24 protein-coding genes are annotated in these 19380 nt (G+C 64.0%); 7 read left to right on the top strand and 17 right to left on the bottom strand.

Annotated features, from left to right (window positions below):
* The first annotated feature begins 201 nt into the window (after positions 1–201).
* On the top strand, positions 202–1119 hold the full coding sequence (locus PVZ78_RS09275; protein ID WP_016703884.1) for a LysR family transcriptional regulator: 918 nt from the start codon (positions 202–204) through the stop codon (positions 1117–1119).
* 109 nt (positions 1120–1228) lie between these two features.
* On the opposite strand, the gene PVZ78_RS09270 is transcribed toward PVZ78_RS09275, so the two are convergent.
* From PVZ78_RS09270 to PVZ78_RS09255, 4 genes are read right to left on the bottom strand one after another with little or no spacing between them, the layout of a single operon-like run.
* On the bottom strand, positions 1229–1834 hold the full coding sequence (locus PVZ78_RS09270) for a PqiC family protein (RefSeq protein ID WP_009050356.1): 606 nt from the start codon (positions 1832–1834) through the stop codon (positions 1229–1231).
* The gene (locus PVZ78_RS09265; protein ID WP_016703882.1) at positions 1831–3519 is read right to left on the bottom strand and encodes a PqiB family protein; all 1689 of its coding nucleotides are present in this window, start codon (positions 3517–3519) and stop codon (positions 1831–1833) included. Before PVZ78_RS09265 ends, PVZ78_RS09270 begins: the two co-directional genes overlap by 4 nt.
* Complete coding sequence (locus PVZ78_RS09260) at positions 3512–4126, bottom strand: paraquat-inducible protein A (protein ID WP_009050358.1); 615 nt, start codon at positions 4124–4126, stop codon at positions 3512–3514. The genes PVZ78_RS09265 and PVZ78_RS09260 overlap by 8 nt, the downstream gene beginning before the upstream one ends.
* Complete coding sequence (locus PVZ78_RS09255; protein WP_023966714.1) at positions 4126–4734, bottom strand: paraquat-inducible protein A; 609 nt, start codon at positions 4732–4734, stop codon at positions 4126–4128. Before PVZ78_RS09255 ends, PVZ78_RS09260 begins: the two co-directional genes overlap by 1 nt.
* A 144-nt stretch (positions 4735–4878) precedes the next feature.
* On the opposite strand from PVZ78_RS09255, the gene PVZ78_RS09250 reads away from it, so the two are divergent.
* Positions 4879–5526 (top strand): TetR/AcrR family transcriptional regulator, encoded by a 648-nt coding sequence (locus tag PVZ78_RS09250; RefSeq protein WP_029526909.1) that lies wholly within the window; start codon positions 4879–4881, stop codon positions 5524–5526.
* Between the two features lie 12 nt (positions 5527–5538).
* Here PVZ78_RS09250 and PVZ78_RS09245 read toward each other — a convergent pair whose 3' ends face one another.
* Positions 5539–5982 (bottom strand): multidrug/biocide efflux PACE transporter, encoded by a 444-nt coding sequence (locus PVZ78_RS09245; protein WP_273828594.1) that lies wholly within the window; start codon positions 5980–5982, stop codon positions 5539–5541.
* A 90-nt stretch (positions 5983–6072) separates the two neighbouring features.
* Between PVZ78_RS09245 and PVZ78_RS09240 the strand changes: the two genes are divergently transcribed.
* Complete coding sequence (locus PVZ78_RS09240; protein ID WP_273828593.1) at positions 6073–6927, top strand: LysR family transcriptional regulator; 855 nt, start codon at positions 6073–6075, stop codon at positions 6925–6927.
* 104 nt (positions 6928–7031) lie between these two features.
* On the opposite strand, the gene PVZ78_RS09235 is transcribed toward PVZ78_RS09240, so the two are convergent.
* From PVZ78_RS09235 to PVZ78_RS09220, 4 genes are all read right to left on the bottom strand, one after another.
* Positions 7032–8282, bottom strand: a complete 1251-nt coding sequence (locus PVZ78_RS09235; protein WP_009050363.1) for an RNA polymerase sigma factor — start codon at positions 8280–8282, stop codon at positions 7032–7034.
* Positions 8282–8773: an SRPBCC family protein gene (locus PVZ78_RS09230; protein ID WP_009050364.1), complete on the bottom strand. Its 492-nt coding sequence runs from the start codon at positions 8771–8773 to the stop codon at positions 8282–8284. The genes PVZ78_RS09235 and PVZ78_RS09230 overlap by 1 nt, the downstream gene beginning before the upstream one ends.
* Before the next feature lie 52 nt (positions 8774–8825).
* Entirely contained in the window at positions 8826–9170 is a 345-nt protein-coding gene (locus PVZ78_RS09225) for a YciI family protein (RefSeq protein ID WP_007925146.1), read from the bottom strand.
* Positions 9171–9237: 67 nt separating this feature from the next.
* Positions 9238–9672, bottom strand: coding sequence for a YybH family protein (locus PVZ78_RS09220; protein WP_273828592.1), 435 nt, complete (start codon positions 9670–9672; stop codon positions 9238–9240).
* Positions 9673–9857: 185 nt separating this feature from the next.
* Between PVZ78_RS09220 and PVZ78_RS09215 the strand changes: the two genes are divergently transcribed.
* Together PVZ78_RS09215 and PVZ78_RS09210 are read left to right on the top strand one after the other, a co-directional pair.
* Complete coding sequence (locus PVZ78_RS09215) at positions 9858–10355, top strand: GNAT family N-acetyltransferase (RefSeq protein ID WP_009050366.1); 498 nt, start codon at positions 9858–9860, stop codon at positions 10353–10355.
* A 20-nt stretch (positions 10356–10375) separates the two neighbouring features.
* Complete coding sequence (locus tag PVZ78_RS09210) at positions 10376–10981, top strand: pyridoxamine 5'-phosphate oxidase family protein (RefSeq protein ID WP_016703878.1); 606 nt, start codon at positions 10376–10378, stop codon at positions 10979–10981.
* A 167-nt stretch (positions 10982–11148) separates the two neighbouring features.
* Here the strand turns inward: PVZ78_RS09210 and PVZ78_RS09205 are convergent, their stop codons facing one another.
* The 5 genes from PVZ78_RS09205 to PVZ78_RS09185 all read right to left on the bottom strand — a co-directional run bounded on the left by PVZ78_RS09205 (position 11149) and on the right by PVZ78_RS09185 (position 13872).
* The gene (locus tag PVZ78_RS09205) at positions 11149–11442 is read right to left on the bottom strand and encodes a type II toxin-antitoxin system RelE/ParE family toxin (RefSeq protein WP_273828591.1); all 294 of its coding nucleotides are present in this window, start codon (positions 11440–11442) and stop codon (positions 11149–11151) included.
* A gap of 25 nt (positions 11443–11467) precedes the next feature.
* The gene (locus tag PVZ78_RS09200; RefSeq protein ID WP_009050369.1) at positions 11468–11749 is read right to left on the bottom strand and encodes a type II toxin-antitoxin system Phd/YefM family antitoxin; all 282 of its coding nucleotides are present in this window, start codon (positions 11747–11749) and stop codon (positions 11468–11470) included.
* 92 nt (positions 11750–11841) lie between these two features.
* Positions 11842–12345: a GNAT family N-acetyltransferase gene (locus PVZ78_RS09195; RefSeq protein ID WP_009050370.1), complete on the bottom strand. Its 504-nt coding sequence runs from the start codon at positions 12343–12345 to the stop codon at positions 11842–11844.
* 309 nt (positions 12346–12654) lie between these two features.
* Entirely contained in the window at positions 12655–13143 is a 489-nt protein-coding gene (locus PVZ78_RS09190; RefSeq protein WP_273828590.1) for a GyrI-like domain-containing protein, read from the bottom strand.
* Between the two features lie 66 nt (positions 13144–13209).
* Positions 13210–13872: a LysE family translocator gene (locus PVZ78_RS09185; protein ID WP_009050372.1), complete on the bottom strand. Its 663-nt coding sequence runs from the start codon at positions 13870–13872 to the stop codon at positions 13210–13212.
* A gap of 255 nt (positions 13873–14127) precedes the next feature.
* On the opposite strand from PVZ78_RS09185, the gene alaC reads away from it, so the two are divergent.
* The gene (alaC, locus tag PVZ78_RS09180; RefSeq protein ID WP_007925133.1) at positions 14128–15339 is read left to right on the top strand and encodes an alanine transaminase; all 1212 of its coding nucleotides are present in this window, start codon (positions 14128–14130) and stop codon (positions 15337–15339) included.
* A 182-nt stretch (positions 15340–15521) separates the two neighbouring features.
* Here the strand turns inward: alaC and PVZ78_RS09175 are convergent, their stop codons facing one another.
* A complete protein-coding gene (locus PVZ78_RS09175; RefSeq protein ID WP_009050373.1) occupies positions 15522–16874 on the bottom strand; it encodes a GntP family permease in 1353 nt (450 codons plus the stop codon).
* Between the two features lie 83 nt (positions 16875–16957).
* The gene (locus PVZ78_RS09170) at positions 16958–17491 is read right to left on the bottom strand and encodes a gluconokinase (protein WP_273828589.1); all 534 of its coding nucleotides are present in this window, start codon (positions 17489–17491) and stop codon (positions 16958–16960) included.
* Positions 17492–17706: 215 nt separating this feature from the next.
* Between PVZ78_RS09170 and PVZ78_RS09165 the strand changes: the two genes are divergently transcribed.
* Entirely contained in the window at positions 17707–18738 is a 1032-nt protein-coding gene (locus PVZ78_RS09165; RefSeq protein ID WP_016703873.1) for a LacI family DNA-binding transcriptional regulator, read from the top strand.
* Between the two features lie 7 nt (positions 18739–18745).
* On the opposite strand, the gene PVZ78_RS09160 is transcribed toward PVZ78_RS09165, so the two are convergent.
* Positions 18746–19363, bottom strand: a complete 618-nt coding sequence (locus tag PVZ78_RS09160; RefSeq protein ID WP_009050375.1) for a LysE family transporter — start codon at positions 19361–19363, stop codon at positions 18746–18748.
* Positions 19364–19380: the final 17 nt, after the last annotated feature.

Raw genomic sequence — 19380 nt, 5'->3', positions numbered from 1 at the left:
GCCGCCCTTGACCCCTTGGGAAGATCTATTATCAGATACGGCATCTTCTGAAAAACAGATACCGACACTCATGTAGGAGCGAGGCTTGCCCGCGATGGCGTCAGTGATCCCACCACCGGTTCAGGAGTCTGGTCCGGTGGCGTTTGTCATGATCTCATCGCGGGCAAGCCTCGCTCCTACAGAAGCCTTGAGGAATTCGTGATGTCCCTCACCCTGCGCCAGGTCCGCTACTTCGTCGCCACCGCCGAGATTGGGCAGATTTCCCAGGCGGCGATCCACCTGAACATCTCCCAGTCGGCGGTGACCACGGCAATCAAGGAACTGGAAGCCATGCTCGGCGTGCAGCTGTTCCTGCGTTCGGCCCAGGGCATGAACCTGACCGACGCCGGACGGCATTTTCTCAACCGCGCCTATGTGATCCTGCGCAGTGTCGACGATGCGCTGAACAGCCCGCTGCCAGACTACCGCGCCAGCGGCGTGCTGCACCTGGCGGCCAGCTACACGGTGATCGGCTACTTCCTGCCGCACCACCTGCAACGCCTGGAACACTGGCATCCGGACGTGACCATCGAGGTCCACGAACAGGAACGCCAGGCCATCGAACAGGGCCTGCTGGAAGGCCGCTTCGACATGGCCGTGGTGCTGACCGCCAACCTCACCCACCCGGACATCGTCTCCGAAACCCTGTTCAACTCCGAACGCCGCCTGTGGCTGCCCAGCCATCACCCACTGTGCGAGCGCGCCACCGTCAGCCTCGCCGACGTGGCGCAGGAACCCTACATCCTGCTGACCGTCGACGAAGCCGAACAGAGCGCCATGCGCTATTGGGAAAACGCCCGGCAGAAACCCCGGGTGCGGGTGCGCACCAGTTCGGTGGAGGCGGTGCGCAGCATGGTGGCCAACGGCAGCGGCGTGGCGATCCTCTCGGACCTGGTGCACCGCCCCTGGTCGCTGGAAGGCAAACGCATCGAAACCCTGAGCGTGAGCGACCCGGTGACACCCATGAGCGTCGGCCTGGCCTGGCATCGCGAACGGGCGTTCACCCCGGCGATGCAGGCGTTTCGCGACTACTTCCACGACGCCTTCCTTGCGCCGCAGCAGCTGTCGGCACGGCGTTAAGCCGCGCCAAAACGCCAGGAGCGAGCGGGATCGCGATGAGGTACGCGGTACATTCGATCGACCGCGCTACGTGCATCGCGAGCCCGCTCGCTCCTACAGGGGATGGGTGTCAGGAACAGCGCGTGGCCGGGTTCTGCGCCCAGCGTTTGGCGGTGCCGGCAATGCGCTTGGCCAGTTCGTCGATGGCCCGCTGATGGGCCTGGACCAGACTCGACAGCTCGACGCTGGCCGGCTGGCTGATGCGGCTGCTGCAGGTCAGGCTGCGGCGCTCGACGCCGTCACCGCGCAGGCGCAGGTTCCACACCACGTCGATCAGCGCATAACGCCCCGGCACCGATTCGAAGCGGCGCACATCGGTCTGCAACGACAGGATCGGCTGCCCCGCCGACTTGGGCAGGCCTTCCAGGTTGCGCGTGCCCAGTTGCTGCTCCATCTGGCTGGCCAGGGCATCGTGGAACTCATCCACCAGCGGCGCGCTCCAGCGCGCGGTTTCCAGGATCGCCAGGGTGCCGCCGTCCTGGCGTACCACGACTTGCGGCTGGTCGACCTGCATCGGGATGCGCACCCCGGCCATCTCGAATTGCAGGGCCGGCGCCGCGACGCCAGCGGGCGCCGGCTCGGGCGCCGGCGGCATCAGGGTGTAGTAATGGGTCGGCGCCGAGCTGCAGGCCGCCAGGCCCAGGGACGCGATCAGCAACGCGAGAGTTTTTTTCATGGCTGGACTTCCGATTCAGGCTCACGAGAAGACGAGGTCGAGGATTTGTAGGCGTCCGGCTGATTGTCCTTGAGCCGCCCGCGGATCAGTGCTTCGGGATGCCGGCTGAGGAAATCGGTGAGCACCCGTACCGAACGGGCGGTGCGCTGCACTTCGTCCATCGCCTGGCCCAGTTGCAGTCGCTGCGGCGAGTCCTCGGCGAAGCTGTCGTTGGCCGTGGTCAGGGTTTTCTTGGTCTGTTCCAGGGTGTTGCGCATTTCTGGCAGCACCTTGCCGTTGACGTTCTCCAGGGTCTTCTGCATCTCGGTCAGGCTGCCATTGAGGTTGTTGGCGATGGCATCGATCGGCAATTTGCTGATCTTCTCCACCACTCGCTGCAACTGCTCCTGCAGCTTGTCGAGCCCGCCCGGTACGGTAGGGATCTCCAACGGCCGCGCGGTCGCATCGAAAGCCACCGGCTTGGCGTTGGGGATGAAGTCCATGGAAATGAGCAGTTGCCCGGTCAGCAGGTTGCCGCTGCGCGCCTGGGCCCGCAGGCCATGCTGGACGAAGGTACTGATCAGGTAGCCGGCGCGGCTTTCGTCGGCACCGCTGAGCTTCTCCAGTTGCTGATGGACCTTGCCCAGCCGCGCCGGGTAGATCACCACGCCGACCAGGGTCGAGAAACTCTTTTTCTGCTCGTCGTAATCCAGGTCCATCGACACCACCCGACCGATGTTCACCCCGAGGAACTCCACCGGCGCATTGAGCGCCAGCCCGCGCAGGGTCTGGTCGAAACGCATGCGCATGTAATACGGGTCGCCATCGGGCGGCGCCAGTGCGGTGTCCGGGTCGGCGAACAGCTGGTAGCTGGCGTTTTCCTCGGCCGGCTTGGCGTTGGGGCTGTACTTGGGTTCGACGAAGGCAATGCCGCCGGCGAGGATCGACGAGATGGATTCGGTGTTGACCTTCAGGCCGTTGGCGCCCAGGGTCACGTCCACGCCGCTGGCGTTCCAGAAGCGTGAGTCGGTGGTGACGAACTGGTCGTTGGGCGCGTTGACGAAGATCCGCACGTCCACGCCCTTGCCGTTTTCCGACAGTTTGTAGGAAATCACCTGGCCCACTTCGATGCGCCGGTAATAGACCGGCGAACCGACGTCCAGCGAGCCCAGGTCATCGGTGCGCAGGGTAAAGCGCTTGCCCTTTTGCCCGTAGGTCACCGGTGGTGGCGTTTCCAGGCCGACGAAGCTTTTCTTGCGCTTCTCTTCCCGGCCGGCGTCGGCGCCGATAAAGGCCCCCGACAGCAGGGTGTCGACCCCGGATACACCGCCGGCGCCAATACGCGGACGCACCACCCAGAACATCGAATCAGCGGCGGTGAAGGACTCCGCCGACTGGTCCAGCTCGACCTTGGCGATCACCTTGCTGCGGTTCTTGCTCAGGGCGATGGAGGTGACCTTGCCGATCACCACGTTCTTGTATTTGACCTGGGTCTTGTTGGCTTCCAGGCCTTCGGCGGTCTGGAAGCTGATGGAGATCTCGGGCCCGGCCGACAGCGACTTGTGCACCAGCATCGACAGGCCGACCAGGGCCGCGACTATGGGCACGATCCACACCAGCGAAACATTGAACCGGCGCGTCCTGACCGCGGGGGTGCCCGGCCTCGCTGGCGCGCTTGAAGCGTTGGAACCTGGATGATCAGACATCTTCAACCTCTACATCCCAGATGAGCCGGGGATCGAAACTCATGGCCGCGAACATCGTCAGGACCACGACCAAACCAAAGAACAGGATGCCCATGCGTGGCTCGATCGAGCTCAGGGCGTGGAATTGCACCAGCGCCGCCACCAGGGCGACCACCAGCACATCGAGCATCGACCAGTAGCCGATCACCTCGATAAAACGGTACAGCTTGGCGCGCTCGCGCATCGCCCAATGGCTGCGGCGCTGACAGGTGATCAGCAGCATCCCCAGGACGAAGAACTTGATGCACGGCACCACCACGCTGGCGATAAAGATCAGCAGGGCAATGTCCCAGGAGCCGTGCTGCCAGAACTCCAGCACGCCACTGAGAATAGTGTTTTCGCTGCCGCTGCCGAAGATCTGGGTATACATCACCGGCAGCACATTGGCCGGGATGTAGAAAATCAGGCTGGCCACCAGGAAGGCCCAGGTGCGGCTCAGGCTGTTGGGTTTGCGCGCATGCACCACGGCCTCGCAGCGCGGGCAGTAGTGAACGTCCTGCGGGCAGGTCTGGCCGCAGGTGTGGCACAGCATCAGGCCCAGGTCGCGGGCGTAGGGAGGCTGGCTCATCAGTAGCGGCCCTCCAGGTCGTTCCACAGGCGGCGGATGCCCTTGCCGGAAATCAGGATGATCAGCACCGTCAGCATCGCCAGCGACCACAACCCCAGGCCCGGGTGCACGTCGAGCATGCCGGCCAGCTTGACGATGGCCACCAGGATGCCCAGCAGGCACACCTCCAGCATGCTCCACGGCCGCAGGTGCTCCAGGGCACGCATGCAGGCCTTGAAGCCCGGCGCCGCGCGCCCGATGTTGGCGAACCCCAGCACCCAGCAGAGCAAGGCGATCTGCAGGCCGGGCGCAAGGATGATGGCCAGGCCGGTGACGGCGGCGATCAGGCTGATGCGGCCCTGGGCCAGGGCTTCGACCGACTGCCAGAGGGTGGCTTCGTTGCTCAGGCCTTCGAGGCTGATGCCGATCACCGGGAAGGCGTTGGCAAACACGAACAGCAGCGCCGCGGTGATCGACAGGGCCAGCAACTGCTGCACGTTCAGATGTTGGGCGCGCTCCAGCACCGCCCCGCAGCGCGAGCACTGGGAGGTCTGGCCTTTTGCAAGCGGCACGGATTCGTACAGCGAATCGCAATGCTCGCAGATGATCCAGTTGGGAGAGAGTGTCATGGTCTTCGAGTCAGGTGGGACAGCGGAGGGCGCTGATCCATGGCGCGTATTCTCTGCAAAAGTAGAGGATGGTGTCTAGTTTTACCTGAGGACTGCAAACGCTCTGGTGCGCCATAATGTATGCTCCTTGCCGCCTCTCAGACCATGAACGATTCAAAAATGCTCCCGGCCAAAAACCCGCGCTCGCCGAAACAGACTCGTGGCCATGAACGGGTCACGGCGATTCTCGACGCCTGCGCCCACCTGCTGGTCAGCCAGGGAGTGGCCAGCCTGACCATGCATGGCATCGCGCGCGAAGCCGGCACCTCCATCGGTTCGCTGTACCACTTCTTCAGCGACAAGCAGAGCGTGCTCGACGCCCTGGGCCAGCGCCATATCGACGCCATCGACCAGATCACCGCCAACCTCCTGGCCATCGACACGGCCACCTGGGTCGAGTTGAACAGCCAGGAGGTGATCGACCGGATGATCATGCCGATCATGGAATACCTCGAGACCCACCCCGACCTGCTGCAGATGATCAGCCCCACCTTCGCCCCCGGACAGCTCCAGGCCCCGGACGTTCATGCGCGGATCCAGGAAACCTACGACCGCATGCTCGCCCTGCGCCTGCCCACCGCCAGCGCCACGGAACGCGACGCCTACGTGACGGCCATGCGCGGATTGCCCATCGGCCTGTTCCAGGTTGCTCTGGAGAATAGTCAGCTCAAGAGCATTCTGCTGCTGCAGGAAGTGCCCAGGGCGATGAAGGCCTACCTCGAGGCCATCGAACGGCACCACGCCGCCCGCTGACCCCTGCTGTTTTCAACTGGCGCGATCGAGCGGGCGACGCAGCATCAACCGCTCCCGCACCAGGTCGTAACCCCAGTGATAGACATAGGTGTACGGCAGGAAGAACAGCAGCACGCCGAGGTCGAGAATCAGCGCCTGCATCAGGCTGACCTGCAGCCACCAGGCAATCAGCAGCACGCTCACCGCCACCAGGCCGCCCTCGAACAGCAGCGCATGGGCGACCCGGGTCCAGCCGCTGGGTGCCAGGGCCAGGCGCTTGAGCAGGCGGTCGAACAGGCCATTGAAGACCACGTTCCAGGCCAGGGCGATCAGGCCGATGGCGATGGTCGCCACGCCCATGTCGACAAACGGCTTGTCCATGATCCAGGCCAGCAGCGGCGTACACAGCGCGAACGCCAGCAACTCGAAGCCCACGGCCTGGAAAACGCGTTCGGTCAAGGATTTGGTGCTGCTCATGATCCGGCTCCCGCCAGTGAATGTGGTTGCCATGATCACCTCCCCTCCCGATACTTCATAATCAGTAACCATCGATCAAGGCGATAGTTCATGGCCTCACACGAAGTACTGCTGGCCTTTGTCCAGGCGGCCACCCAAGGCTCGTTTTCCGCCGCCGCGCGCAAGCTCGGCAAGAGCCAGTCGACCATCAGCGCGGCGGTGGCGAGCCTGGAGATCGACCTCGACCTGCAACTGTTCGACCGCAGCAGCCGCAAGCCCACCCTCACCCCGCAAGGCCGCGTCATGCTGCAACGGGCCGAAGACATCCTGGCCGCCACCAGCCGCCTGGAAATGGCCGCCAGCCAGCTGGCCCAGGGCGTGGAAGCCAAGCTCACAGTGGCCCTGTCCGACACCTATCAGTCGGATCGTTTCGAAACCTCGCTGAGCGCCTTCGAACAGCGCTACCCGGACCTGGAACTGGAATGCCTGATCGCCGAATGCGACGACCTGATCGAGCTGGTCCAGCGCGGCCGGGCGCAGATCGCCTTCGCCGAAATGCAGCCCGACTACCCGGCGGACCTGGACCATGCGACGGTGGACGAGCGCACGGAAATCGCCCTGTTCGTGTCGCGCAATCACCCCTTGGCGGCGCTGAAACATATCGACCAGGCCCGGCTGCAACAGCACCGCGAACTGCGCCTGGCGACCATCGTCAACCCCTACGACAGCCGGGCCAAGGGCCGGGTATGGTCGGCGCCGAGCTACCTGATGCTGCTGGAAATGGCTCAGGGCGGTTTTGGCTGGGCGCCCCTGCCGCGCTGGCTGGTGGAACGTTTCGGTGCCGACAGCCTGGTGGAGCTCGATGCCCGCGGCTGGCCGCGCAACGTGGCGGTCGATGCCCTGTGGTCGCGCCTGCACCCACCTGGCCCGGCGGGCAGCTGGTTGCTGGGGCGGATGCTGGAATAGTCGCGACGATCGGCCGGAACGGCTGCGGCGTATTCGAAATCGCCGAAGGCCTTCGGCCTTATCGCAGCCTGCGGCAGCGGCTACAGGGTTCGCCAGGATTCAACTCAGAGGGTTTTCAGTGCTTCGAGCCTGTTCTCGATAAAGCGCCGCTCCGGCTCCTGGCGGGTCAGTTCCAGGGCCCGCAGATAGGCTTGCCGCGCCGGCTCCACCCGCCCCAACTGCCGGCAGAACTCGGCCCGCGCCGAATGGGCCAGGTGGTAATCCTGCAATTCGCCCCGGGCCAGGATCGCCTCGACCCGCTCCAGGCCGGCCAGCGGCCCGTCCCGCTGGGCGATGGCGGCCGCGCGGTTCAGCTCGATCACCGGAGAAGGCATGGCACGCAACAACACGTCATACAGGCCAATGATCTGCTGCCAGTCGGTTTCCCCGGCCGTCGCCGCCTCGGCATGCACCGCGGCGATTGCCGCTTGCAGGCAGTACGGACCGAAACGCCGGGTGCCCAGGGCGTGCTCCACCAGGGCACAGCCCTCGGCGATCAGTTCGCGGTCCCACAGCGAGCGGTCCTGTTCGTCCAGCAGCACCAGCTCCCCGGTGGCCGAGGTTCGCGCCCGGCGCCGCGACTCATGCAGCAGCATCAAGGCCAGCAAACCCATCACTTCCGGTTCCGGCAGCAGCTCCAGCAACAGGCGCCCGAGGCGGATCGCCTCATGGGTCAGGTCCTCGCGGGTCAGCTCGGCGCCCATCGAGGCCGAATAGCCTTCGTTGAACACCAGGTAAATCACCCGCAACACGCTGTCCAGGCGCTCGGGCAGCTCGCCCAGGGACGGCACCTGATAAGGGATGTGCGCATCGCGGATCTTGGCCTTGGCGCGCACGATGCGCTGGGCGATGGTGGCCGGCGTCGAGAGAAAGGCGCGGGCGATTTCCTCGGTGGTCAGGTCGCAGATTTCCCGCAACGTCAGCGGCACCTGGGCGTCCGCCGCCAGCGCCGGGTGGCAGCAGGTGAAGATCAGGCGCAGGCGGTCGTCTTCCAGGTCCTCCTCGCTCCAGTCAGCCTGCTCCAGCTCTTCGAGCTGGCTGACCAGCGCCGCCTGGGACGCGGCGAACCGCGCCCGCCGGCGCAAACCGTCGATGGCCTTGAAACGCCCGGCCGACACCAGCCAGGCCCGCGGATTGTCCGGCACGCCGTCGCGCTGCCAGCGCTCGACCGCGACGAAGAACGCCTCGTGCAAGGCTTCTTCGGCGAGGTCGAAATCCCCCAGCAGGCGGATCAGGGTCGCCAGGATCCGCCGCGACTCGTTGCGGTAGACCCGCTCCACCAGCGCCTTGACGCTGTCTTGCGCGGCCGCCGGCATCAGTCCGGCATGCCTCGGGTCACCAGGCTTTCCAGGCGATCCAGGCTCTGCCCCCAGCCCTCGTGGAAACCCATGGCTTCATGGGCCTGCCGGTCCTCTTCGCTCCAGTGCATGGCGCGGGCGGTGTAGAGGGTCTTGCCATCCAGGTCGTCGAAGGTCACCTCGGCGCTCATGAAGGCCTTGCCCGAAGGAATCCAGCCCGGCAGGAAGGCGTCGGTGAACACCAGCCGCCGCGGCGCATCTATCTCCAGGAACACGCCCATGGTCGGGTATTCGTTGCCATCCGGGGCGCGCATCAGGGTGCGAAACTGGCCGCCGACCCACAGGTCCATTTCACACTCGGGGGTGGTCATGCCGTGGGGGCCCCACCATTGCACCAGCAACTGCGGTTCGGTCCAGGCGCGGAACAGCTTGCCGGGCGGCGCATCGATCAGGCGACTGATGGACAACTCATATTGGGCGGGCGCAGGGCCCAGGCTGCGGTCGGTCATTGCGAAACTCCTGCTTATGATTGTTTTCAGGGCTCGTTTTCCAAGGTGGCGATCAGGGATTCAACTCGCGCACCGGGCGCACCTCGACGCTGCCGACCCGGGCCGCCGGGATGTTGCCGGCGACCTGGATGGCTTCGTTGAGGTCCTTGGCATCGATCAGGTAGAACCCGGCCAACTGTTCCTTGGTTTCGGCGAACGGGCCGTCGGTGATCGACAGCCGGCCGCCGCGCATGCGCACCGTGGTCGCGGTCTGCACCGACTCCAGGGCCTCGGCGGCGAGCATCCGGCCGCTGCCCTGCACCGACTCGGCGTAGGCCATGCACTCGGCGTCCTTCGGGCTCTCCGGCAGGCTGTGCAACAGCTGTTCGTCGCTGTAGACCAGGCATAGGTATTTCATGGGGCTCTCCTCGATCGAGCTGATCAACTATGGCTGCAGTTTCAGGCTTTGGCGAAAAACCCGACGATCAGGGTTGCAGGTCGAACAATGCGGTGCCGCTCATCATGTCGAAGGGTGCCGACCAGTGTTCGTGGACCACTTTCCACTGCCCACCAATACGCTGGTAACCCGCGGTCACGCGCATCCAGCAGGCCTTGGTCTCGCCCTTGTCGTCGGTGCCGCCACAGTGGGCCAGCCAGTGGGCGAAGGCGATGTCGCTGGCGCCGACTATGTGCAGTTGCTCGAAGTCGAAGATGCCAGGGCCGGGGCAGACTTCCATGCAGGCCTTCCAGTGCGCGCGGTAGGCTTCCTTGCCCTTGAATTGCAACGCGGTCACGGCGTCGAACGAGGTGATGTCGTCGGCGTAGTAGCTGACGATGCGGTCGATGTCCTTGACCATCACGGCCTGGCGCCAGGCGTCGATCAGGCTGCGGATTTCGCTTTCGGTGGTTTGGGCGTTCATGGCAGTTCTCCTTGCGATTGAGTGACACGGGCTCAAGGTGGCCGCCGCAGGGCGACCGTTAAATCGTGAAGACACCCTTAGTCGTCTGGCCGCCCGGCAAATCGACAAGGCCAGGAAAAAAAACCGGGACCCCGGGCAAAATCGCTAGAATCGCCACTCCCGCAGCCCACCCTCAGTGCCCGGATATGGATAGCCCAACGACCACCCGACTCGTGCCCTACGAACAGCTCGACGCCACGCAATTGCAGCAGCTCGACGCGCTCGAGGTGCACCCGCAGCAGAAGAGTTATTCCGGCGATATCTACACCGCGCTGCATACCCTGCTCAAGGCGCCGGAGCCCGGGATCAAGGGCTTCGCCCTATTGGCCGACGAAGTTCCGGTGGCGTTCCTGCTGCTCAAGCGCCCGCCGTTCCTGCCCCATTGGGCCGACCCCGACACCGCCACCCTGCATGCCTTGCAGGTCGATCACCGGGTCCAGGGCCAGGGCTATGGCCGCGCCTGCCTGCAAGCCCTGCCCGCCGCCGCTCGCCAGGCCTGGCCGGAGATCAAGGGGCTGATGCTGTCGGTGGACGCGGACAACGCAGCGGCCTTCAACCTCTACCTGAAGCAAGGCTGGGTCGACAGCGGCGAGGCCTACCGGGGCCGCATCGGCTACGAACGCCGCCTGGCCCTGATTTTCTGACGTTACCCAGGAGAAGCATGATGCTGACCACCCTCGAGCAACTGGAAGCGATCTACGGCCAACCCCTCGAACGGGCCGTGCGCAAGGAAATCCCCTTCCTCAACCCGGACTACCAGGCCATGGTGCGCGCCTCGCCGCTGGTGATCCTGAGCACCAGCGGCCCCGACGGCATGGACGGCTCGCCCCGCGGCGATGTCCCGGGCTTCGTGCGGATCATCGACGAACGCACCCTGGCCCTGCCCGACCGCCCGGGCAACAACCGCATCGACAGCCTGCGCAATATCGTCAGCGACCCGCGGGTGGCCCTGCTGTTCATCATCCCGGGCATCGGCGAGACCCTGCGGGTCAACGGCCGGGCGCGGATCTCGGCCGAGCCGGCGCTACTGGACAGCTTCGCGGTGAATGGCAAACCGGCGCGCACGGTGATCCTGGTGGACGTCGAGGCGGCCTACTTCCATTGTTCCAAGGCCATCGTGCGTTCCGACCTGTGGAACCCCGAGCACTACCTGGAACGCTCGGCCCTGCCCTCGGCCGGCGCCATCCTCAAGCGCCTCTGCGACGGCCAGTTCGACGCCGACCGCTACGACCGGGAAATGCCGGAGCGGGTGCGCAACAGCCTGTATTGAGGGGTTCTTGTAGGAGCGAAGCTTGCTCGTGATGAAGGTTAACGCGGTACATCAGCCAGACCGCGGCGTCCCTATCGCGGGCAAGCCTCGCTCCTACAGGGGGGTGTCGTGGAATGGCAGGCAGAAAAAAGGGCTGCATCGCTGCAGCCCTTGGGCATTTGTATTGATCACAGCTGCAAGCAGTAGTCGATCAACTGCTTTTCAACGCTCTGTCGTTGGCCGAGAACCAGGGCCACGACAACCAGTTTTTCGGCTGGATAGATTTCATACAGAACCCGCTGGCCCATGGGCAGAAACTCATGGAAATGCGTCACCCCCAGGGAGGCCGCTTGCTGGCAAACAGCATAGGTATGGGCCTGCTCACTCAGGGTCGAGATGATTTGCATAACCAACTGGTCAACGAATGGCCCAGCCTTGCGGGCGCCGCACTGCTGAATCAGGTACTGCTCCAGGGCAATCACACCGTGTTCGGCCGCAGTGGCGAACTCAACCCTGCAGGTTTTCTGCATCTTCGTCTTCTTGTTGCGCTTGACGGCGCTGGGCCAGGCGCTCCAGCAGCGTATCACCGCTGATCAGCTTGCCTTGCTCCTTGTCGCGCCCGGCGAACGAAAGCAGCTTGATCAAGGCTATCGCCTCATCTCGGCGCTTACGCTCTTCGTAGGACTCGATCACATAAGCCGGAACCCCATTCTGCGTGACCAGCATGGGCTCGGAGAGGTCGAGATCGGCAGCGTTCTTTTTGACAAAACTGATGGTTTTAATGCGCATGGTTTATCTCCTGCGCTTTGCGCAGCGGTGAATCCAGCGCAGAAGCTGGTCTGAATTTAGACTACAAAAGAACCAGCAGCAAATGACATGTGTTACCGAGGAAGATTCAGCACCATCTCATGCCAGGCCATGCCGCCATGGTCCGACGCCGAGGCCTTGAGGTAGACGAAGCCAAAACGCTCGTACAGCGGCACATGCCGCTCCTTGCACATCAGGTTGATGCTGGCCTTGCCCAGGCCGCGCATGCGCTCGATAAAGGCCTCCAGCAAACGCCGGGAAACACCCTGGCCCTGATAGTCCGGATGCACCACCACCGACATGATCACCACGTGAGGCCCGGCCGGGTCGTGGCCGATCAGTTCCTTGAAGGCCTCGTCGGCCATCTCGACCTCGAAGGCCGCGCCGGAATTGATGAAGCCGGCCACCACGCCCTCCACTTCGGCGACGATGAAACCCTCGGGCCAGGTGGCGATGCGGGTGGCGATCTTCTCCCGGGTGGCGGCTTCGTCGCCTTCGTAGGCCAGGGTTTCGATGGCGAAGCAGCGGTCCAGGTCAGCGGCGGCGACCTGACGGATCAACAGGCTGGATAAGGTCATGGGGAACAGATCGGCTATGGGAAATGCCGCCGATCATAAAGTAATAAGGCTTGCATATCGAACGGCGGCAAGCCCGTAAAACCTGCATATAGTCGCTGTCATCCGCACGCCGACCGGGTTATTTATCAGGGCTCAATCAATCCCATCCTGGTCGAGTACGGAAGTCGCTATGAGCAATGTTCAGATCGGTTTGCTGGTGCTGTTCGGCATCAGTGCGTTCGGTTTTGTCACCCTGTCCATCGACCTGTGGCGCGCCCGCCGGCCGGGCAAGGGTAAATGACCGGGCCCGTCGCAGGCCCGGTCCGTGGCTCACTGTTCCTTGAGCGGTAGCCAGATTTCCAGCACGCCCTGGCCGGTGTCGGGGTTGAAGTCGGCGCTGTAGCGTTCGAATTCCGGCGCATCGGCGGCTTCGCGCCCGGACTGCGGCAGCCAGGTTTTCCAGATGTACTGGAAGGTCTGCGACAGGCTCGCCAGCGGCCCCTGGTGCTCGAACACCGCGTAGTGCTGCGGCGGCACCTCGACCCAGCGGTACAGCTCGGGCAGGTCGTCGAGCCTGCTGATCTCGACCCCGGCGATGTATTCGAAGCCGCCTTTGCCGTCGGGGTTGCAGCAGAGGCCGTAGGTCACCTCCCCCACCTGGCCGGGTATCTTGCCGAGATGGGGAATGAAGCCTTCCCAGAGTTCAGGAATGCGCTGCGTCGTCTCGGGAGTGAAACGCCCGCCAAGACCGGCGATCAGCAGAAAGCGCCCCTTCTCGAAACGCGGCACCGGCCCGCTGACCTGTTTTTGCTCATCCATGATGCGACTCCTGCCTGAAAAATGGGTTCGGCAGGGAGTATAGAGGCCAAACCCGAATCGCCTGCATCAGAGCGCGGGAAGTTCCGCGACCGCCGCGCCGACGATGAACTCCTGATAACCGGACAGGATCACGTAGACCGCGAAATAGCAGAAGATCGCCGCAGATGCCAGGTAGGAGTAACGCAACAACTTGTCCCCCAGCAGCTTGCCGCCCTGGGTCGCGGCAAAGCACAGGCCCACGACCCAGGCCAGCCCGGCGCAGAAGAAACCGCTGAGGAACAGCCCGGAGCTGAGCAGGTCGCCGCCACCGGAACGGGCAATCAGGGTCCCGCCCACCGCGGCGAACCAGAGGATCGCGCTGGGGGACGACATGGCCAGGAAAATACCGCGGAAAAACTCCTTGCGCGGCGAACCGTTGTCGACCTCGCCGGTCTCGGCCAACACCGCGCTGTGGTGGATCGCCGAATAGATCATCTTCGCCGCGAAATACACCAGCAGCGCCGACCCGCCGATCCACAACACCCAGCGCACCGCCTCGTACTGCAGCAGCACGGTCATGCCGGCCAGCGCCAGCACCGCGTAGACCAGGTCACCGACACAGGTGCCCAGGCCCAGGCAGAAACCCTGGAAGTAGCCACGCTGCATGGCCAGGGTAATCATCGCGATATTGGCCACGCCTATGTCCAGGCACAGCGAAAGGCTCAGCAGAAAGCCGCTGGTAAACTCCATCATTCATCCTGTTCGATGCGGTTGTTCGAGTGGGGGGTATTTAACGCGGGCGGGCCCGGCAAACACAATGCGCAGGCTGCGAATCCCGCCACGACGATGCAAATCCCTGTCCAGGCAGCGCCGCTGCCGGCGAAAAAATAGTTGTCGCCCCCCTCTGGACAGCCTGGCGCCACAGCCCTTATCGTCTGCCCCCAGGCCACCGCAGTGGCCGACGTCGCTCGGACGGTTCCGGGCGCTCACGTACTCGAGGCAACAATGGCCGAACAAGGTTCGCCGCGCCGCTTTGCGCGCATAGATCGACTCCCCCCCTACGTATTCAATATCACTGCCGAGCTGAAGATGGCTGCGCGTCGGCGCGGCGAAGACATCATCGACTTGAGCATGGGTAACCCCGACGGTGCGACTCCGCCGCACATCGTCGAGAAACTGGTCACCGTCGCCCAGCGCGAAGACACCCACGGCTACTCCACCTCCAAGGGTATCCCGCGTCTGCGCCGGGCCATTTCGCGCTGGTACAAGGATCGCTACGAGGTCGATATCGACCCGGAAAGCGAAGCCATCGTCACCATCGGTTCCAAGGAAGGCCTGGCGCACCTGATGCTCGCCACCCTGGACCAGGGCGACACCGTGCTGGTGCCCAACCCGAGCTACCCGATCCATATCTACGGCGCGGTGATCGCCGGCGCCCAGGTGCGTTCGGTGCCGCTGGTGCCGGGCGTGGACTTCTTCGACGAGCTGGAACGGGCCATTCGCGGTTCGATCCCGAAACCGAAGATGATGATCCTCGGTTTCCCGTCCAACCCGACCGCGCAGTGTGTCGAGCTGGACTTTTTCGAGCGGGTGATCGCCCTGGCCAAGCAGTACGACGTGCTGGTGATCCACGACCTGGCCTACGCCGACATCGTCTACGACGGCTGGAAAGCCCCGTCGATCATGCAGGTGCCGGGCGCCAAGGACATCGCGGTGGAGTTCTTCACCCTGTCCAAGAGCTACAACATGGCCGGCTGGCGCATCGGCTTCATGGTCGGTAACCCGGAGCTGGTCAGCGCCCTGGCGCGGATCAAGAGCTACCACGACTACGGCACCTTCACCCCGCTGCAGGTGGCGGCCATCGCCGCGCTGGAAGGCGACCAGCAGTGCGTGAAAGACATCGCCGAGCAGTACCGCCAGCGCCGCAATGTGCTGGTCAAGGGCCTGCATGAACTGGGCTGGATGGTCGAGAATCCCAAGGCTTCGATGTACGTCTGGGCGAAGATTCCCGAGGCCTACGCGCACCTGGGCTCGCTGGAGTTCGCCAAGAAGCTGCTGGCCGAGGCCAAGGTCTGCGTCTCGCCAGGTGTCGGTTTCGGCGAGTACGGCGACGACCATGTGCGTTTCGCCCTGATCGAAAACCAGGACCGCATCCGCCAGGCCGTGCGCGGTATCCGCGGCATGTTCCGCGCCGATGGCCTGGTGCAGAAAGGCTGATACCCACCGACAAACAAGCAGGCACAAAAAAACCGCATCGCTGCGGTTTTTTTGTGCCTGTCTGCCGACCCTGTAGCCGCTGCCGCAGGCTGCGATAAGGACCGAAGGGCCTTCAGCGATTGCAAGATCGCTACGGCCGTGCCGGCCGATCGCAGCCTTCGGCAGCGGCTACAGGGCTCGGCTTACACCACCAGCGACAGCAGCAGGATAAAGATCAGGCCCACCACCGAGAGGATGGTTTCCATCGCGGTCCAGGTCTTGAAGGTTTCCGCCACGGTCATGTTGAAGTACTGCTTCACCAGCCAGAAACCGGCGTCGTTGACGTGGGACAGGATCAGCGAACCGGCACCGGTGGCCAGCACCAGCAGCTCACGGTTGACCCCGGGGATCATACCGACCACCGGTACCACGATGCCCGCGCCAGTGATGGTCGCCACGGTTGCCGAACCGGTGGCGATGCGAATCACCGCCGCCACCAGCCACGCCAGGAGGATCGGCGAGATCTGTGCGTTGACCGCCATATGGCCGATCACGTCACCCACGCCGCTGGTCACCAGCATCTGCTTGAAGCCACCGCCGGCACCGATGATCAGGATGATCGCCGCGGTCGGCGCCAGGCTGGCGTCGAGCAACTTGAGGATCTGCTTGGAGCCGATGCCCTGGCGCGAACCGAAGGTATAGAGCGACAGCAGCAAGGCCAGCAGCAGCGCGCTGATCGGGTGACCGATCATGTCCATCCAGATGCGGAAGAAGTGCCCGTCCGGGAAGGCCACGTCGGCGAAGGTCTTGAGCAGCATCAGGAACACCGGCAGCAGCACGGTCAGCAGGGTCACGCTGAAGCTCGGCAGATTGGCCGAGGTGTTTTCGCGTGCCAGCTGGTCGACCAGTTCCTGGGACGGATGACCCGGGATGTGCTTGGCGATGAAGGTGCCGTAGATCGGACCGGCGATGATCGCGGTCGGCAGGGCAACGATCAGGCCGTAGAGAATGGTCTTGCCGATGTCGGCGCCGAACACACCGATGGCCAGCAGCGGGCCCGGATGCGGCGGCACCAGGCCGTGCACCGCGGACAGGCCGGCCAGCAGCGGGATGCCGATCTTGATGATCGACACGCCGGTGCGCCGGGCGACGATGAACACCAGCGGGATCAGCAGCACGAAGCCGATCTCGAAGAACAGCGGGATGCCCACCAGGAAGGCGGCGAACATCATCGCCCACTGCACCCGCTCCTTGCCGAACGAGCGGATCAGGGTCTGGGCGATCTGATCCGCGCCACCGGATTCGGCCATCATTTTGCCGAGCATGGTGCCCAGCGCGAGGATGATCCCGACGAAACCGAGTACACCACCGAAGCCGTCCTGGAACGCCTTGATGATCTTGTCCACCGGCATGCCCGAAGTCAGGCCGAGGAAACCCGCGGCGATGGTCAGGGCGATGAAGGGATGCAGCTTGAATCGGGTGATCAGCACGATCAGCCCGATAATGGTGACCACTGCGTCTACCAGCAGATAGGTCTCTTGGGACATGCCAAACATGGGGTTGCCTCCGGTTTGTTGTTTTTATTCAAGCGTTAAAAACGTGAGCCGAGTGGGATAGCGCTATCTGTGTGAACCGAAGCTTATCGGGATGAATCCAGCCCGTACTCCAGCCACCAGCCATGGGCCTGTTCGGCCAGCCGGTCAACGCTGTGGATGGTGGCGTCCAATGCCAGGGTCAGGGGTTCGCCCACGGGAGATTCGAGGGTAGCGAACTGACTGTCGATCAGGGTCGAAGGCATGAAATGCCCCGGACGGTGGGCCACGCGATCGGCGGCCACCTGTGGTGTCAATTGCAGGAAAACGAAGCCCAGGCCGGGCGTGGCGCTGCGCAGGCGGTCGCGGTACTTGCGCTTGAGCGCCGAGCAGGTCAGCACCGGACGCTGTCCGGCGGCCAGGGCACGACGCAACTCGTCGCACAGGCTGTCGAGCCAGCCGGCACGGTCGTCGTCGTTCAGGGGAATACCGGCACTCATCTTGGCGATATTGGCGGCAGGGTGGAACGTATCGCCTTCAATGGCCGTGGCGCCGCTGCGCTGGCACAGCGCTTCACTGACGCTGGACTTGCCGCAGCCGGCAACGCCCATGATGACCAGGGCGGTGATGGGTTGACTCATGTAACACCTCAGCGCGCAGACAGCGCTACCTTCGCTCTTGAAAATGCTAGTGCAAAAATAGTTTCTGCCGACGCCTTCTTGTCATTTTTGTGGGTTGCCGCGTATATAGGCCGCGAAACCAAAGAGTGCGGGTCAGGCCGACCGCGCTCACGCATTGCAGCTGTTTCGAGACAGCGCTACCTTAGTGACTTGAATTTTGTTTGGCAAGCCGTCTGATGACCTCCTCCAAGAACGATAAAAATACCCGCACCACGGGGCGCCCTACCCTCAACGAAGTCGCGCGCCTGGCCGGCGTCAGCCCGATCACCGCCTCGCGAGCGCTGCGCGGCATCGACACGGTGGCCACCGAACTGGTGGAAAAGGTGCGCAAGGCCGCCAGCGAACTCAACTACGTGGTCAACCCCGCCGCGCGCGCCCTGGCCTCGGCCCAGAGCCATTCAGTGGTGGTGCTGGTGCCGTCGCTGTCCAACCTGCTGTTCATCGACACCCTGGAAGCCATTCATCAGGTTCTGCGGCCCAAGGGCTTCGAAGTGCTGATCGGCAACTTCCACTATTCCCCCGACGAAGAAGAAAACCTGCTGCGCAACTACATGGCCTACCAGCCACGCGGTTTGCTGCTGACCGGCTTCGACCGGACCGAAAGTGCCCGACGGATGGTCGAAGCCAGCAACGTCCCCTGCGTCTACATGATGGACCTCAACCCCGAGGCCGGCCTGAACTGCGTGGGCTTCTCCCAGCACAACGCCGGGGAAACCGCCGCCGAGCACCTGATCTCCCGCGGCCGCAAGCGCCTGGCCTACATCGGCGCCCAGCTCGACCAGCGCACCCTGATGCGCGGCGAAGGTTTCCGCCGTGGCCTGGAGAAAGCCGGCCTGTACGACCCGAAACTGGAAGTCCTCACCCCGCGCCCGTCGTCGGTGGGCCTGGGTGGTGAACTCTTCCTGCAACTGATGCACAGCCACCCGGACGTCGACGCAATCTTCTTCGGCAACGACGACCTGGCCCACGGCGCCCTGCTGGAAGCCATGCGCTGCGGCATCAGGATCCCCGAGCAAGTGGCGGTGATGGGCTTCAACGACCTGCCCGCCTCCGCGCACATGGTGCCGCGCCTGAGCAGCATCAGCACCCCGCGCGAAGCCATCGGCCGCCGCGCCGCGGAGCAGCTGCTGACCCTGATGGCCGGTAACAGCGTGGCCAAGCCGGTGGTGGACATGGGCTTCGAATTGAAGGTGCGCGAGAGCACCTGAGCCGCGTTCAGGAACGCAGGCTCAGGGCGCTGAGCAGCACACCGAAGCCCACCAGCAGAACGCCGAACAGCTGGTCGATACGCCGCTTGTAAGCCATGAGCCGGGCCCGGATGCCCGGCGTCGAGAAGAACAGCGCCACCGCCACGAACCACAGCACATGGGCCAGGACAATGATCGCGCCATAGCCGATCCGCACACCCGGCGCGGTCCCCGGCTGCATCACCTGCATGAACAGGCTGACCACAAAAATCATGGTCTTGGGGTTCAGCGCATTGGTCAAAAAGCCGGTGCGCAGCGCCGTCCATGCCGAAACCCGCGGCGTATCCATCGCCACCTCCTCCTCGACTGCGCGAGTACGCAGCATCCGGATACCGAGATAAACCAGGTACAGCGCCCCGGCGATCTTTAACGCGCCGAACAACAGCAGCGACTCCTTGACCAGCAGGCCGACGCCAAACAGCGTGTAGCCGATATGCAGCATCACCCCGAGCCCGATCCCCAGTGCCGTGAACACCCCATGTCGACGCGACAGCACCAGGCTGTTGCGCGTGACCATGGCAAAATCCGGCCCCGGGCTCAGCACCGCCAGCACAGTGATGGTGATTACCACTAACAGTTCAGTCATTTTCAAACGCCTTCGCT

The sequence above is a fragment of the Pseudomonas sp. SBT1-2 genome (assembly GCF_028640875.1).
Lineage (GTDB): Bacteria > Pseudomonadota > Gammaproteobacteria > Pseudomonadales > Pseudomonadaceae > Aquipseudomonas > Aquipseudomonas chlororaphis_I.
Note: the sequence above shows the minus strand (reverse complement) of the source record. Positions and strands in the feature narration are given on the sequence as shown.

What these genes read in the sequence shown, in the direction of transcription:
- PVZ78_RS09235 (WP_009050363.1), bottom strand. Translation starts at nt 8,282, where the DNA reads ATGCCGGCGGCCGCGCAAGACAGCGTCAAGGCGCTGGTGGAGCGGGTC.
- PVZ78_RS09170 (WP_273828589.1), bottom strand. Translation starts at nt 17,491, where the DNA reads ATGAGTCAACCCATCACCGCCCTGGTCATCATGGGCGTTGCCGGCTGC.
- PVZ78_RS09195 (WP_009050370.1), bottom strand. Translation starts at nt 12,345, where the DNA reads ATGACCTTATCCAGCCTGTTGATCCGTCAGGTCGCCGCCGCTGACCTG.
- PVZ78_RS09210 (WP_016703878.1), top strand. Translation starts at nt 10,376, where the DNA reads ATGCTGACCACCCTCGAGCAACTGGAAGCGATCTACGGCCAACCCCTC.
- PVZ78_RS09245 (WP_273828594.1), bottom strand. Translation starts at nt 5,982, where the DNA reads ATGAGCAGCACCAAATCCTTGACCGAACGCGTTTTCCAGGCCGTGGGC.
- PVZ78_RS09165 (WP_016703873.1), top strand. Translation starts at nt 17,707, where the DNA reads ATGACCTCCTCCAAGAACGATAAAAATACCCGCACCACGGGGCGCCCT.
- PVZ78_RS09220 (WP_273828592.1), bottom strand. Translation starts at nt 9,672, where the DNA reads ATGAACGCCCAAACCACCGAAAGCGAAATCCGCAGCCTGATCGACGCC.
- PVZ78_RS09175 (WP_009050373.1), bottom strand. Translation starts at nt 16,874, where the DNA reads ATGTTTGGCATGTCCCAAGAGACCTATCTGCTGGTAGACGCAGTGGTC.
- PVZ78_RS09230 (WP_009050364.1), bottom strand. Translation starts at nt 8,773, where the DNA reads ATGACCGACCGCAGCCTGGGCCCTGCGCCCGCCCAATATGAGTTGTCC.
- alaC (WP_007925133.1), top strand. Translation starts at nt 14,128, where the DNA reads ATGGCCGAACAAGGTTCGCCGCGCCGCTTTGCGCGCATAGATCGACTC.
- PVZ78_RS09255 (WP_023966714.1), bottom strand. Translation starts at nt 4,734, where the DNA reads ATGACACTCTCTCCCAACTGGATCATCTGCGAGCATTGCGATTCGCTG.
- PVZ78_RS09270 (WP_009050356.1), bottom strand. Translation starts at nt 1,834, where the DNA reads ATGAAAAAAACTCTCGCGTTGCTGATCGCGTCCCTGGGCCTGGCGGCC.
- PVZ78_RS09200 (WP_009050369.1), bottom strand. Translation starts at nt 11,749, where the DNA reads ATGCGCATTAAAACCATCAGTTTTGTCAAAAAGAACGCTGCCGATCTC.
- PVZ78_RS09260 (WP_009050358.1), bottom strand. Translation starts at nt 4,126, where the DNA reads ATGAGCCAGCCTCCCTACGCCCGCGACCTGGGCCTGATGCTGTGCCAC.
- PVZ78_RS09185 (WP_009050372.1), bottom strand. Translation starts at nt 13,872, where the DNA reads ATGGAGTTTACCAGCGGCTTTCTGCTGAGCCTTTCGCTGTGCCTGGAC.
- PVZ78_RS09215 (WP_009050366.1), top strand. Translation starts at nt 9,858, where the DNA reads ATGGATAGCCCAACGACCACCCGACTCGTGCCCTACGAACAGCTCGAC.
- PVZ78_RS09250 (WP_029526909.1), top strand. Translation starts at nt 4,879, where the DNA reads ATGAACGATTCAAAAATGCTCCCGGCCAAAAACCCGCGCTCGCCGAAA.
- PVZ78_RS09240 (WP_273828593.1), top strand. Translation starts at nt 6,073, where the DNA reads ATGGCCTCACACGAAGTACTGCTGGCCTTTGTCCAGGCGGCCACCCAA.
- PVZ78_RS09265 (WP_016703882.1), bottom strand. Translation starts at nt 3,519, where the DNA reads ATGTCTGATCATCCAGGTTCCAACGCTTCAAGCGCGCCAGCGAGGCCG.
- PVZ78_RS09225 (WP_007925146.1), bottom strand. Translation starts at nt 9,170, where the DNA reads ATGAAATACCTATGCCTGGTCTACAGCGACGAACAGCTGTTGCACAGC.
- PVZ78_RS09160 (WP_009050375.1), bottom strand. Translation starts at nt 19,363, where the DNA reads ATGACTGAACTGTTAGTGGTAATCACCATCACTGTGCTGGCGGTGCTG.
- PVZ78_RS09275 (WP_016703884.1), top strand. Translation starts at nt 202, where the DNA reads ATGTCCCTCACCCTGCGCCAGGTCCGCTACTTCGTCGCCACCGCCGAG.
- PVZ78_RS09190 (WP_273828590.1), bottom strand. Translation starts at nt 13,143, where the DNA reads ATGGATGAGCAAAAACAGGTCAGCGGGCCGGTGCCGCGTTTCGAGAAG.